Annotated in this window: 12 protein-coding genes and 1 tRNA gene; 6 read left to right on the forward strand and 7 right to left on the reverse strand. The window is 36.7% G+C overall.

Annotated features, from left to right (window positions below; translation table 11 throughout):
- Window positions 1-93: 93 nt before the first annotated feature.
- Window positions 94-170, reverse strand: a tRNA-Met gene (locus tag ACFIJR_RS05880).
- 163 nt (window positions 171-333) lie between these two features.
- Between ACFIJR_RS05880 and ACFIJR_RS05885 the strand changes: the two genes are divergently transcribed.
- Both ACFIJR_RS05885 and ACFIJR_RS05890 read left to right on the forward strand, forming a co-directional pair.
- Window positions 334-1,290 (forward strand): Gfo/Idh/MocA family protein, encoded by a 957-nt coding sequence (locus tag ACFIJR_RS05885; protein WP_015856681.1) that lies wholly within the window; start codon window positions 334-336, stop codon window positions 1,288-1,290.
- A 49-nt stretch (window positions 1,291-1,339) separates the two neighbouring features.
- Entirely contained in the window at window positions 1,340-2,458 is a 1,119-nt protein-coding gene (locus tag ACFIJR_RS05890) for a DegT/DnrJ/EryC1/StrS family aminotransferase (protein WP_375626200.1), read from the forward strand.
- A 326-nt stretch (window positions 2,459-2,784) separates the two neighbouring features.
- Here ACFIJR_RS05890 and ACFIJR_RS05895 read toward each other — a convergent pair whose 3' ends face one another.
- From ACFIJR_RS05895 to ACFIJR_RS05905, 3 genes are read right to left on the reverse strand one after another with little or no spacing between them, the layout of a single operon-like run.
- Entirely contained in the window at window positions 2,785-3,051 is a 267-nt protein-coding gene (locus tag ACFIJR_RS05895; RefSeq protein WP_375626198.1) for a hypothetical protein, read from the reverse strand.
- Entirely contained in the window at window positions 3,041-3,421 is a 381-nt protein-coding gene (locus tag ACFIJR_RS05900) for a hypothetical protein (RefSeq protein WP_375627013.1), read from the reverse strand. Before ACFIJR_RS05900 ends, ACFIJR_RS05895 begins: the two co-directional genes overlap by 11 nt.
- Window positions 3,422-3,449: 28 nt before the next feature.
- Complete coding sequence (locus tag ACFIJR_RS05905) at window positions 3,450-4,046, reverse strand: DUF1134 domain-containing protein (protein WP_375626194.1); 597 nt, start codon at window positions 4,044-4,046, stop codon at window positions 3,450-3,452.
- Between the two features lie 216 nt (window positions 4,047-4,262).
- On the opposite strand from ACFIJR_RS05905, the gene chpT reads away from it, so the two are divergent.
- Complete coding sequence (gene chpT / locus ACFIJR_RS05910) at window positions 4,263-4,901, forward strand: histidine phosphotransferase ChpT (protein ID WP_015856678.1); 639 nt, start codon at window positions 4,263-4,265, stop codon at window positions 4,899-4,901.
- A gap of 224 nt (window positions 4,902-5,125) precedes the next feature.
- Here chpT and ctrA read toward each other — a convergent pair whose 3' ends face one another.
- Window positions 5,126-5,827 carry a response regulator transcription factor CtrA gene (ctrA, locus tag ACFIJR_RS05915; RefSeq protein ID WP_015856677.1) on the reverse strand — a complete coding sequence of 234 codons (702 nt, stop codon included), beginning with the start codon at window positions 5,825-5,827 and terminating at the stop codon, window positions 5,126-5,128.
- Window positions 5,828-6,393: 566 nt separating this feature from the next.
- On the opposite strand from ctrA, the gene ACFIJR_RS05920 reads away from it, so the two are divergent.
- Entirely contained in the window at window positions 6,394-6,780 is a 387-nt protein-coding gene (locus ACFIJR_RS05920; protein ID WP_375626192.1) for a flagellar export protein FliJ, read from the forward strand.
- 146 nt (window positions 6,781-6,926) lie between these two features.
- Here the strand turns inward: ACFIJR_RS05920 and ACFIJR_RS05925 are convergent, their stop codons facing one another.
- Window positions 6,927-7,202, reverse strand: coding sequence for a DUF1153 domain-containing protein (locus tag ACFIJR_RS05925; RefSeq protein ID WP_015856675.1), 276 nt, complete (start codon window positions 7,200-7,202; stop codon window positions 6,927-6,929).
- Between the two features lie 388 nt (window positions 7,203-7,590).
- Here ACFIJR_RS05925 and mnmA point away from each other — a divergent pair, with 388 nt between their 5' ends.
- Window positions 7,591-8,802: a tRNA 2-thiouridine(34) synthase MnmA gene (gene mnmA / locus ACFIJR_RS05930; protein ID WP_375627019.1), complete on the forward strand. Its 1,212-nt coding sequence runs from the start codon at window positions 7,591-7,593 to the stop codon at window positions 8,800-8,802.
- Between the two features lie 295 nt (window positions 8,803-9,097).
- On the opposite strand, the gene ACFIJR_RS05935 is transcribed toward mnmA, so the two are convergent.
- Window positions 9,098-9,907 (reverse strand): TrmH family RNA methyltransferase, encoded by an 810-nt coding sequence (locus ACFIJR_RS05935; protein ID WP_375627021.1) that lies wholly within the window; start codon window positions 9,905-9,907, stop codon window positions 9,098-9,100.
- Window positions 9,908-10,662: 755 nt separating this feature from the next.
- On the opposite strand from ACFIJR_RS05935, the gene ACFIJR_RS05940 reads away from it, so the two are divergent.
- Window positions 10,663-11,571 (forward strand): cation diffusion facilitator family transporter, encoded by a 909-nt coding sequence (locus ACFIJR_RS05940; protein WP_375626185.1) that lies wholly within the window; start codon window positions 10,663-10,665, stop codon window positions 11,569-11,571.
- The last annotated feature ends 791 nt before the right edge of the window (window positions 11,572-12,362 follow it).

Genomic DNA, 12,362 nt, shown 5'->3' on the forward strand with positions numbered 1-12,362 from the left:
CTTTAAAACTCTTTGAAAAAAAATAAATTGGTACAAAACCTAGTGGCAAAATATACAAAACCCGCTGGCAAGCTACAACAACAAAAAAAGTAATGGTAGCGGAGGAGGGATTTGAACCCCCGACACAAGGATTATGATTCCTCTGCTCTAACCTACTGAGCTACTCCGCCAAAATAAGCAATCATAATTGTAAAGAATTACATCTTTTGCGGATATAAGGGGTAGAATAGTAAGATGTCAAGCATCGTTTTTAAGCTTTTCTCTTGTCATTCTATTTTATCCTCGATATGTAAAAGTGTAATTTTATATGATAAAGTAGGGTAAGGCATGAAAATGGTGCCACGTGTAGCGGTTTTAGGATGCGGTCATTGGGGTGAAAATCATATACGAACACTCCATTCTCTCGGGGCTTTGGCAGCAGTCTCTGATATTGATAATGATCGTGCTGCTAGTTTTGCAACGATGTATGGTGTAGAGCTTGTTACACCAGATGATCTTTTTACGCATCGAGATATTGATGCGCTGGTATTAGCATTGCCGCCACAATTGCATACGCAAAATGTGCTCCGTGCTGTTAAAAATGGTAAAGATGTTTTAGTGGAAAAACCAATAGCCTTGAATGTTTCTGATGCTAAACGCCAAGTTCAGGAGGCTGAGGCTTATGAGCGAGTTTTTATGGTAGGCCATATTTTACGTTTTCATCCGGCTTTTGAAAAAATGTGTGAATTGGTGAAAAACGGAGAAGTGGGAGATGTGCGATATATTTATTCTCATAGATTAGGCTTTGGAAAATTTCACACACACAGCGATGCTTTATGGGATCTTGCGCCTCATGATCTCTCAATGATTTTGGCGTTGACAGGATGTGAACCTTCCGAAATTCGCGGTGAGGGGGCTGCTGTCGTTGATCAGATTTCTGATTTTTCTCATATTCATATGACTTTTCCAAATGGTGTGCGTAGTCATCTTTTTACTTCACGCTTGAGTTCTTATCGTGAGAGACGTTTAACTGTTGTTGGAACAAAAGCTATGCTCGTTTTTGATGATATGGAACCGTGGAGCCGTAAATTGGCAATGCACCATTTTGCCGTTTGGAAAGAAAATCAAGAGTGGGCTTTTAGCATGGATGAGCTGAATTATATTGATGTTTGTGAAGATTTGCCGCTTACTTGCGAATTACGGCACTTTCTTCATTGTATTGAAACGCGTCAATCACCTCGTACAAATGGTGATGATGCTATTGCGGTTTTACGGATTTTAACAGCTGCTGGTGTCAATTATGATAGATAAAAGAGATAGGTAGCGCTTTTGCATTCTTGTGATGATCAATGGAGTTAATATGCAATTCATCGACCTTGGGGCGCAGCGTGCGCGTATTGAAGATAAAATTAATTCTGCAATTGCACATGTTGTCGCTAGTGGTAAGTATATTTTGGGGCCAGAAGTAACAGAATTTGAAGAGAAATTGGCAGAATATCTTGGTGTTAAACATGTGATTGCATGTGCTAATGGAACAGATGCTTTGAAGATGCCTCTTATGGCTAAAAATATTGGTCCAGGGGATGCTGTGTTTTGTCCTAGTTTTACATTTTCAGCAACGGCTGAAGTGGTTGCTTTGGTGGGGGCTAAGCCTGTTTTTGTTGATGTTTTACCTGATACATTCAATATTGATATTGAAAAACTTTCTCATGCTATCGAAATGGTAAAAAAAGAGGGACGTCTAAGGCCAAAGGCTATTATTGCCGTTGATTTATTTGGTCTTTCTGCTGACTATGTGCAAATTGCTCAAGTGGCAGCAAAGGAAAATCTTTTTGTAATTGAAGATGCTGCTCAATCTATGGGTGGAAGAAGCGGTAATACTATGTGCGGTGCTTTTGGTGATGTGGCTGCTACAAGTTTTTATCCTGCAAAACCATTAGGATGTTATGGCGATGGAGGCGCTATGATGACCAATGATGATCATTTTGCAGAACTTTTACGCTCTATTTTGTTTCATGGTAAAGGTGAAACGCAATATGACAATGTACGTATTGGTATGAATTCGCGCCTAGATAGCATTCAGGCTGCAATTTTACTAGAAAAGTTTGCGATCTTTGAAGATGAAATGGAAAAGCGTGTAGAAATTGCTCAACGCTATTCCAATGGCTTAAGAGATGTTGTTACAGTTCCAGAAATAGGAGAAAATATTCGTTCTGCTTATGCACAATATACGATTAAGGTAAAAGAACGTGATAAATTAAAAGATTTTTTACAAAAAAATTCTATCCCTACAATGATTTATTATAAAACTCCTTTACATCAACAGCCAGCTTATAAACACTTTCCTTATGTAAAAGATTCCCTTTCTGTTTCAGAATCTTTAGGAGAGTGTGTTTTAAGTTTACCAATGCATCCTTACTTGACACAAACGGATCAGGATATGATTATCCAAAAAATAAGAGATTTTTATCACTTTTGAGAGCGTATTTTTATCCTTAAAATTATGGTCAAAGCTTTATTAGTGACTCATCTTAGAAGGTACCTTTTGTTAGAGTGTGTGACCAATGTTTTTGGTATTATTTGCTTTCTAGGACCTATGAAATGTTGTCCTTTAGGGCGGTGATATGATTAGCAAGTGGAATCTGCTAGACAAGAAGATGCTTTTTAACAGAACGGTATGGGTTAAGAAACTTTGTCCTTTAGCTTAGCAAGAAAGTCACGTTTAATAAAAAGGATTTGGGTTATGAAAGTTATAATGAACCTTTGTTGATTTTACTCTTCATTCAAGGTGTTTTAAAAGATAACTTATTTAACGGGGTTTTGGGAGAGACAAGTGATTTTTTTGCGAATACGTGATGCGAGGTCATTTTTGCTTTTTGATTTTTGAATCAATGTATTGATGGGTGATGTGTTTCCCTCTTGTAGCGCTATTTGAGCTGCCAATGTTGCTGCAAGTTCTTTTGTTTCTTCACGGAGTTCTTCCAGCAATTGATGGTTAGCAGTCGTGTCAAGCTGATAAGTTTGGATTTTTTGTAAACGTTGCTGATAGTGTGCGATTTTTTCACGCATCATTTTTCTTTCCTTTGAAAGTTGTGGCGATATTTTGTTTGATTGCTATCGCTTCTTTAGTGAGAGTGTCTTGTGTGGGGAGGCATAGCCGATAAAATTGTTCTGTTATTTGGCTCAGTTGTACTTTTTGTTGGGCGTATTTTTTTTGCAAAAATTCGTACTTTTGTTGGTTGTTTGCTAATTCTACAGCATGTTGTGCACGAAGAAAATCGTGATTTGCTTCTATTTCCGCGAGTGATAATGGCATTTGCGCACAAACATCTTTATACGCAAAATGAACGGCTTTACGCCAAATAAAAGGAGACAAAAGCACCAGTACCCAAGAAGTGAAAGCAACTCCAAGAATAAAAAAAATAAACGATTGAATAAGCATAATACCCCTATTTCAAATAAGAATACGTTTAAAACGGATTCCATGTCGGTCTAGGTGTTAATTTTAAATATCCTATATTGATACCAAGGCGTGCACCGATCCCTGTACGTATTGGGATTAACAAGGTATTATGGTATTTGAGGACATGAAAACCAACACCTGCAATTAAATAGGCCGAACCTGAAATACCACCATAGCGTTTCCATAAATTATTTATGCTATTAAGGTTGTAAACTAAGATCATTAAACGGGAGCCTTGGCCGCCAAAATCCCATCCTACTGAGGGACCTTGCCAAAAAACTTTATGTTGACCATAGCTTTTGGTAAAAACTCTTCCTTCACCATAGGTTAATCCAGCAAAAAAGGCACCAGAAGCTTCTTCTCCTAAAATATAGGCATTGGGATAACCGTATTGTGAAAAAATATTTTGAATTGCAACAGCCAGACCACTGGCTGTTTTTCCAAAAAAAAGATGCCCAGAATCAATAATTTCTTGGAGTGAATAATGGGGTTCGTTTTGCTCTATTGGTTGTAGTTGAGCATGTGCAGTGTTTATGGTGATGAATAAAAGGAAGATTAAAGATATAATATTTTTGTACCAGTATTTGAGCAGAGAGAGAGCCATGAAGTTTTCTCCTTTTATTAGTGATAAACAAAAAGATAATATTAGAATTTTCATTCTATTCAAATAAAAAATAAGATATAAGGTTATTTAAATTCTTGAATTTATTTCTGAATTTCTTTTAGCATGATTGTTAATGTTTCCTATTATGCATCAGATATTAAGAGTTTTTCTTTAAAATAAAGTTTGTTTTTTTGAATCTAGGAGTTTTCAATCATTATGACGTTAGATATTTCTTTGAATCCTACGGATCTTGCTGCTTTGCTTTGTAGTCGTATTTGCCATGATTTGATCTCACCTGTGGGGGCTATTCAAAATGCAATGGAGCTTTATGATGAAGGAGGAGCTGAAGAAGATGCTTTACAATTGGTGCGTTTATCCGTTGCGAGTGCTGCTGCACGTCTACAATTTGCGCGATTGGCTTTTGGTTTTGCTGGTGCAAGTGGAGGACAAATAGATACACGGGCTGCAGAGCAGGTTGCTCAACAATATATGAAAGAAGAAAAAGCAACTTTAAAATGGCAAGCTTCTTCTTTATTGTTACCAAAAGATGAAGTTAAACTTTTGCTTAATTTATTATTGATTGCAAACGCAACAGTTTCTCGTGGTGGTGAAATTGTTGTTATGATTTTGCAAGAAGAAAATAAACGTTCTTTTCGATTTGAGGTTTTCGGTAAAACTCTCCGTATACCCCCTCATTTTCTTGCGTTATTTCGTGGAGAAGTTCAAGAAGAGCTTATTGATGCACATGTCATCCAATTTTATTACACAATGTTACTTTCTCAGATGACAGAGATGAAAATAAATATTGATGAAAATGATCATTGTATTGTTTTAGAAAGTGTAAAAAAGCTTTGAATAAGAGAGAAGCGCTTAAGCCGTGTTGGGAAAAGTGGCTTCGATTGAACATATGAGCAATAGAGTTATATGTGTAAATGCTGTATAGTTACTTATTAAGCTTTAAGCGCTTTCTATATGAGAATTTTTGGTGTGCGAGTTTTCTACTTTTAACAGAGAACAGATTTTGGGAAAAAATCTCGGCCCGCCACACTCCGAGATTTTACAAAGTGCATGTTCACTGCTTAAGCGGTTTTTCGTACGTTCTCTTCAACTGGATCACGTAATACATAACCGCGTCCCCAAACTGTATCAATGTAATTTACACTAGAAGAGACTGCTTCCAATTTTTTCCGCAATTTACAGATAAAAACATCGATAATCTTTAGTTCTGGTTCATCCATTCCACCATAGAGATGATTGAGAAACATTTCCTTAGTAAGGGTGGTACCTTTACGTAAAGAGAGAAGCTCTAGCATTTGATACTCTTTTCCGGTTAAATGAACGGGGCGCCCTGCAACTTCGACGGTTTTTGCATCAAGGTTGACAGTGAGATCACCGGTAACAATAACCGATTGTGCATGTCCTTTAGAACGACGAACAACTGCATGGATACGTGCAATGAGCTCATCCTTATGAAAAGGCTTTGTCATATAGTCGTCAGCTCCAAAGCCAAAACCACGGACCTTGTCTTCAATGGCATTCATACCAGAAAGGATCAGGACAGGAGTTTTTATTTTTGCCAACCTTAGAGTCCGCAAGACATCATACCCTGACATATCGGGCAAATTCAGATCAAGCAAAATGATATCATAATCATAGAGTTTTCCTAAATCGATACCTTCTTCACCCAGATCAGTGATATAAACATTAAAGTTAGCTGACTTTAACATTAACTCAATGCTTTGAGTAACTGCTCTATCATCTTCAATTAATAATACGCGCATTTTAGATCCCTCACTTCGCTCCTTCACGAATCATAAGGAGCATTTCTATTTTATAATCAGTTAGCAAAACCACTGTTATAAAAACAATTCATGAAATCAAACACTTATAACAAAGTGTTTATGAATATTTCAGTAGTACGCGTAACAATCACTACTAAATTCCCCACTATCCATGATAGTGGTTAACAAAATATTTTTATTTTTGAAAGAGGCTGCAAAATTATTTTAGAAAAATCGCATATTTTTTTAACATAATAAAAAAAGAAGGGCTTTTTTTATAAACTTTAACTTAAAAAAATTTGTAAAAGAGCATTATAAATTACTTTTTTACAATTTCAGTGTTTGTTTACTGAGCTTTAAATCTCTTCATTTTATAATGGGGGGAAAAGTAAAGAAATAGTTATTGCTCTTTAAAGCAGATTGTATGTTCAGATGCTTTAATGAAAGGCGAAAATTGTTATAATTTCAAGTCAATAGACTGTTTTTGTCGGATAGACATATAACTAAAAGATATTTATTGGGTGTGAATGCGAGTTTTGAGTTGGCGCAATCAAGGAGTAGTGAGTATGAAGCCACGAGAAAATATGGTGCGATTGAGGATGTTTCAAGTGCGTGGAAAACGCCGTGAAATTGCACAGCTTGAGATGATGATCGCAGAGTTTGAACGAATGGTGTTAGAGCTGGAAGCACAAATTACTCATGAAGAACGTAAATCTGGAAACAATGATGTTCACCATTTTGCTTATTCTGCTTTTGCGCGTGCAGCGCGGCAAAGACGTGATAATCTGATCAATTCAATTCGTGATTTACAGCTTCAAAAAACAAACGCTGAAATTGCTCTCCATGAAGCTAATACAGAGCTGCAACGTGCACAGCTTTTGGAAGCACGGGAAAAGAAGATTGCTGCGGGTGGTGAGGATATTTTGATTCAATCTAATTCAATGGTTGGCTAATTCAATGGTTGGATGATAAAAGCAATTATTGAAAAATCTATTCTTTCAGATTTATCTTTTGGGTATAGTATAAAACAGCCAAATTTTTATCAAATTTGGCTGTTTTACAAGTTTCTTTATGTTATCGAATCGTCATCAAGGGCAACTTAATGCCTGTAGTTTTGAATCTTGGTCGTTCGTAATCCCGCTAAACCGTGTTCATCGATCAAACTTTGCCATGAAAGAAATTCTTCTACAGTCAAAGTATAACGTTGGCACGCTTCGTCAAGACTTAACAATCCACCTCTGACAGCCGCAACAACTTCAGCTTTGCGACGAATCACCCAGCGTCGTGTTGTTTGCGGCGGTAGGTCGGCAATTGTAAGCGGACTTCCATCTGGCCCAATAACATATTTCATTTGTGTTTTTATCAAATTGGTCATTCGTATCCTCTACCTTTAGTCAAGGACTTGATTCGTTTATAGAGCATGAAATTTAAAAAAGAGCTAAACGCGCTGAAAGAAAAAATTAATAAAGTGATTGAGCACGTAAAAAGAAACTTAAGTGAAGTGTGTAGAAGAGCTTCTTGCAATATTTTACCAGATTTTAAAAAGAGCAAAAAGGTTTTCTCCCAAACGATTGCCATTATGCCTTATTTCGATCATTCTTTTTTTGTTTGCAGCAGCTTTTAAGAAAGTAATGCCTATGGTTGTGGAAAAGATAAAAAAACAATATAAAGACAATCAATCGTGTAAAAGTGCTGAAGAGCGTACATCAAAATGTTAACATATGAGTAGACATTAAACAGAGCATTAAATAGAGAATGAATACATGTTTTTAAACAGTCTTGATTTACCAGGACAACCTGAGGATTCTCGCATTGTTGTTGCAATGTCGGGAGGGGTTGATTCATCGGTTGTTGCAGGTCTTTTGAAAAAGGAAGGGTATAATGTTATTGGCATTACGTTGCAGCTTTATGATCATGGGGCAGCGACGCATCGGGTGGGGGCGTGTTGTGCAGGACAAGATATTGAGGATGCACGCCGCGTTGCAGAAACATTAGGAATACCGCATTATGTTCTTGATTATGAAAAGCGTTTTCGCGAAGCTGTTATTGATCCTTTTGCAGAAAGCTATGCGCATGGAGAGACACCAGTACCATGTATTGCGTGTAATCAAACGGTTAAGTTTGCTGATTTATTAGCAACGGCACGCGAATTGGGGGCAGATGCTTTGGCTACGGGACATTATATTCGTTCGCGTTCCCACGGAGCGCATCGAGCACTCTTTCGTCCTCTCGATAATGATCGTGATCAGAGTTATTTTCTCTTCGCAACGACACAAGAACAGATTGATTATTTGCGTTTTCCACTTGGTGACCTTCCAAAAACCCGCGTTCGTGAAATGGCAGCAGAAATGGGCTTTGTGGTTGCCAATAAGCATGATAGTCAGGATATTTGTTTTGTTCCACAAGGAAAATATTCAGATGTTATCGCAAAACTGCGTCCAGAAGCAGCTAATCCTGGCGTTATTGTCCATATTGATGGAAAGATCTTAGGTAAACATTCGGGAATTGTTAATTATACGGTTGGTCAACGTCGTGGTATTGGAGTATCAACGGGTGAAGCGCTTTATGTGGTTTATCTCGATGTGGAAAATGCACGTGTTATTGTTGGACCGCGTGAAATGTTAGAAACACATAAGCTTTTTTTACGTGATGTGAATTGGCTTGGTGATGAGTCGTTAGATAATTTTCCTTCTCAAGGTATTGAGGTAGCTGTAAAGGTGCGTTCAACGCGTCCTCCTCACCTTGCGCGCTTACATTATAAAGAAGGTGTTTTTTCCGTTGATTTATTGGAATGTGAAAATGGTGTGGCACCAGGGCAAGCTTGCGTTCTTTATGATGAAAATGGTCATGATGCGCGTATTCTTGGGGGAGGATTTGTAACACATTCAGAACGTGCGGCCCATACTGAAATGATGTTGAAGCGCGTTTTATGCAATCTCGAAACAAAAGATTCTGTTTCTTCTGAACTAAAATAACAGCTTCATAAAAAATAGTCAGTTGATTTATAATGATAATTTTAACCTTAAACTTAAACTTGAATGAGAGACTTCCGGAAGATTTTATCATTGAAAGTTTTTAAATGATTGGATCCATCAAAATTATGTCTTCTGCACGTCATGAGCGGGGTTAGGGTGCGGAAAGCATCGATAAGAAAAATATAAAAATGTTTTTTAATTAATGCTTTCAAATGCTAGGGAACAGCAACATTATTGGGACTGATAGATAACATACAACATCGGATATGTTTTACAACTTAAAGTGTTATCATCTTTAGTGGTCAAAGTTGGTAAAATGGGCAAGTGCAATACCTGAGGCTGTGGCAACATTAAGGCTGTCAAAACCGTCAGTCATGGGAATACGTAAGGTTTTTGATTGTTGTAGTATATGGGGTGGTAAGCCATCGCCTTCTGTTCCAAAAATAAGTGCCATTCTTTTAGTTTTGTTGGCTTGCTTGAGAGTGTGTGAAGCAGAAGGGGAGAGTGCATAAAAATGAAAGTTTTCATCGTTTAGAGCAGCTATAATGTCATTTATATCAGCGTTTTGCGTATAGGGTACTTTTAAAGCAGCGCCGGCAGAAACTCTTATTGATTTACGATAAAGTGGATCGCATGAGGTTTTGTCGACAATAATACCATTACTGGCAAAGGCTGCTGCATTACGAAAAATTGATCCCATATTATCGTGATTCGAGATACCACATAAAACAAGAATCAAAGCTTTTTCTGGAAGATGTTGTAGAAAACTTTGTAAAGATGGCAGTATTTTGCGTTTACCAATACCCAAGACACCACGATGAACATGGAAGCCGGTGATATTATCCATGACTTTTTGTGGAACGCAATAAATGGGACATAGAGGCTGTGTTTTTTCTAAAAGCGGTAGAAGTCCAGAGAGACGGTTTTCTACGATGAGCAGTGAGATGGCAGAAAACTCTTTCGAGTGCAGTAATGCGGACAATGTTACTTTGCCTTCAGCAATAAATTGATGTTGCCGTCCAACAAGATCTTTTTCACGGATATTATGATAGGCTTTTAGGCGTGGATCATCGGTTTCATTGATTGTTATGATATTCAAATGCATGAGAGATTTTTAGTGCTTTTTTCTTATGATTTCCAGATGTTAGAATTTATTTTATTTTAACAAAGAGAGAAAAAAACATTATTTTAAAACTTATGGTAGAATTTGTGTTGACAATATGCAACCATAGGTATAGTATAAAAATACTGATACGGAATCATATATTTTTTCTCGTATCGGGTGCAGTGTCTTGGGTCCCCGCTATTTCCCAAGTTCTGTATGCCCTTAATTTCTAAGGGAAAAGAATCTGGGTCCCCAATGCCCAGATTCTTTTTTTTGGGGTAATCATTGTTCTTCTTTTTTATATCTCAATTTTTTAGTAAATCATATTTTAAAATGCGGTTGACCTCTGAGGTTACAGTAGAGTGCTAAGATATTTTTTCTAAGTTGCAAAGATGGCTTATGATGCACATTATAAGACTGAAAAATAATGCATGATCATGGTATATTTGAGTAAAAACAAGTTTTTTGTTTATGAGATGTGAGATGGCTTTAAGTTATTCAGAAAACGATTAGTAATGAAGGTGATGTGTTTGATTGCTTTTGGGAAAGCTCTTTGTTTATTCTGTTCCTCTCTTCTTCCTTTATTGATTCTGTTCGTGTAACTGAGCAGTTTTTACGATAATAATGTGAGCTTGAAGCGTTTATTGTATGCTGAAGCTTCTGTAATATTGAGGAAATATTGTCGATATGCCAAAAGTATAATTATATGGTTGAAAATATTAATCCCTTATTTCGTGAAGAAAAGGATGAGGTTCATGGATGTAAAAATCAATATACAAAGCTTAACTTTATACTCTATTTTTATTGCGTGTATTGTTTTTGCTTTGAAATATTGGGCATATCACATCACAGATTCGGTTGCACTTTATTCTGATGCATTGGAATCAATAGTTAATATTCTTGCGTCATTTGCAGCATGGTGGGCTGTTAAAGTGAGTATGAAGCCAGCGGATCAGGATCATCCCTTTGGGCATCATAAAGCAGAATATTTTTCCGCCATTCTTGAAGGGATACTCATTATTATTGCGGCAATTGTTATTTTAAGAGAAGCATGGATAGCTCTTTCTACCGTTCAATTATTGCAGAAGCCTGGAGTATGGCTTGTTATTCATCTTATTGCAACTGTCATAAATTGTATGTGGGGAATGGTTCTTATTTGGCAGGGAAAACACCATCGCTCACCGGCTCTTAAAGCGGATGGAGTGCATTTTATAACGGATGTTTTTACTTCGCTTGCAATTTTAATTGGTCTGATTGCTGGTTTTATCGGGGGATGGGGAATTTTAGATCCAATTTTAGCGATAATCGTTGCCGTTAATATTCTCTTACAGGGCTGGAAGGTGATTAGAAATGCTGTTCAGGGATTAATGGACGTTGGCGTTGAATTGAATGAAAGCATGCGGATTCGGGAGCTGATTTCTGCAAATGCATCGGGTGCGCTTGAGGTCCATGATTTACGGACGCGTGTTGCTGGGAGGGTTACTTTTATAGAGTTTCATTTGGTTGTGCCTGCTATAATGCAGGTAGGAGAAGCACATAAAATTTGTGATAAAATCGAAGGTGTTCTTCAACAAGAATTTGATAATGTACGTATTTCTATTCATGTCGAGCCTGAAGATGAGGCAAAATTGCCTCCCGGTACAACGGTGATCCCTTTTATATAAAAAGATTTTTTCAAATTGTCTGCTATGTTATGGGGACTATTTTTTATGATGGGGCGATTCATACTTCTCGAAAATACAGTGAATCTCTTTCGTTGATTTAATTTTTGCATTAATCAATTATAAAAGGTTAAACAGAGTATTTAAGGCAAGATTTATTCTATTTCGTTAAAACACTGTTATTTAAGGTCGGGTATATAAAATTTGATCTATTAAGTGTTTTTAGAGTGTGGAGTAAATATTCAAAATAGGGCTTGCTGGTGTATCCTTGTGTAAGTGAATCTCATGAAATGGTTAGCCGCTTAAATTCACTTAAGAGAACGGATTGTTTACAGACTGTCAGGAGTAGATGTTTCGTTTCTTAGGGCGAGGAGGAATGAAGCTTTCGTCATAAGTTTAATGATAAATTTTATATAAAAGTTATGAGTAGAATTTTAAAGTTTGTGATCATAGATTAATCATCATTATTGTTGCTAATAAATGTGTTGTTTTACCGATAAAATGTGTTCTGTTTTAAATGTTCTTTATTGCATGAAGGATAGGGGACACATTAAAGAATGATGCTAAAGATAGATACTGGTTTTTAATTGATGCCTTCATATTTTCATTTCAATCTAGCATCAAAAATTTTACAATGACGCGTACAGTACTGGTGCATTCTAATCATAAATATGCTGCTACATCAGGGTTATTTTAATGTATAGACAACAAGAAAACGCAAAGACTTTATGAGGAAAATAATGCTATAAAGTCAAAAATTTATACGCAATAAATTAGAGAGATAGATCGAATTT

This window comes from Bartonella sp. OD88NMGDW (assembly GCF_042193775.1).
In the GTDB taxonomy this organism is placed as follows: domain Bacteria; phylum Pseudomonadota; class Alphaproteobacteria; order Rhizobiales; family Rhizobiaceae; genus Bartonella; species Bartonella grahamii.

Coding starts and splice junctions, on each gene's coding strand:
- ACFIJR_RS05885 (WP_015856681.1), top strand. CDS start 334: ATGGTGCCACGTGTAGCGGTTTTAGGATGCGGTCATTGGGGTGAAAAT.
- ACFIJR_RS05920 (WP_375626192.1), top strand. CDS start 6,394: ATGAAGCCACGAGAAAATATGGTGCGATTGAGGATGTTTCAAGTGCGT.
- chpT (WP_015856678.1), top strand. CDS start 4,263: ATGACGTTAGATATTTCTTTGAATCCTACGGATCTTGCTGCTTTGCTT.
- ACFIJR_RS05905 (WP_375626194.1), bottom strand. CDS start 4,046: ATGGCTCTCTCTCTGCTCAAATACTGGTACAAAAATATTATATCTTTA.
- ACFIJR_RS05935 (WP_375627021.1), bottom strand. CDS start 9,907: ATGCATTTGAATATCATAACAATCAATGAAACCGATGATCCACGCCTA.
- ACFIJR_RS05900 (WP_375627013.1), bottom strand. CDS start 3,421: ATGCTTATTCAATCGTTTATTTTTTTTATTCTTGGAGTTGCTTTCACT.
- ACFIJR_RS05890 (WP_375626200.1), top strand. CDS start 1,340: ATGCAATTCATCGACCTTGGGGCGCAGCGTGCGCGTATTGAAGATAAA.
- ctrA (WP_015856677.1), bottom strand. CDS start 5,827: ATGCGCGTATTATTAATTGAAGATGATAGAGCAGTTACTCAAAGCATT.
- ACFIJR_RS05895 (WP_375626198.1), bottom strand. CDS start 3,051: ATGATGCGTGAAAAAATCGCACACTATCAGCAACGTTTACAAAAAATC.
- mnmA (WP_375627019.1), top strand. CDS start 7,591: ATGTTTTTAAACAGTCTTGATTTACCAGGACAACCTGAGGATTCTCGC.
- ACFIJR_RS05940 (WP_375626185.1), top strand. CDS start 10,663: ATGGATGTAAAAATCAATATACAAAGCTTAACTTTATACTCTATTTTT.
- ACFIJR_RS05925 (WP_015856675.1), bottom strand. CDS start 7,202: ATGACCAATTTGATAAAAACACAAATGAAATATGTTATTGGGCCAGAT.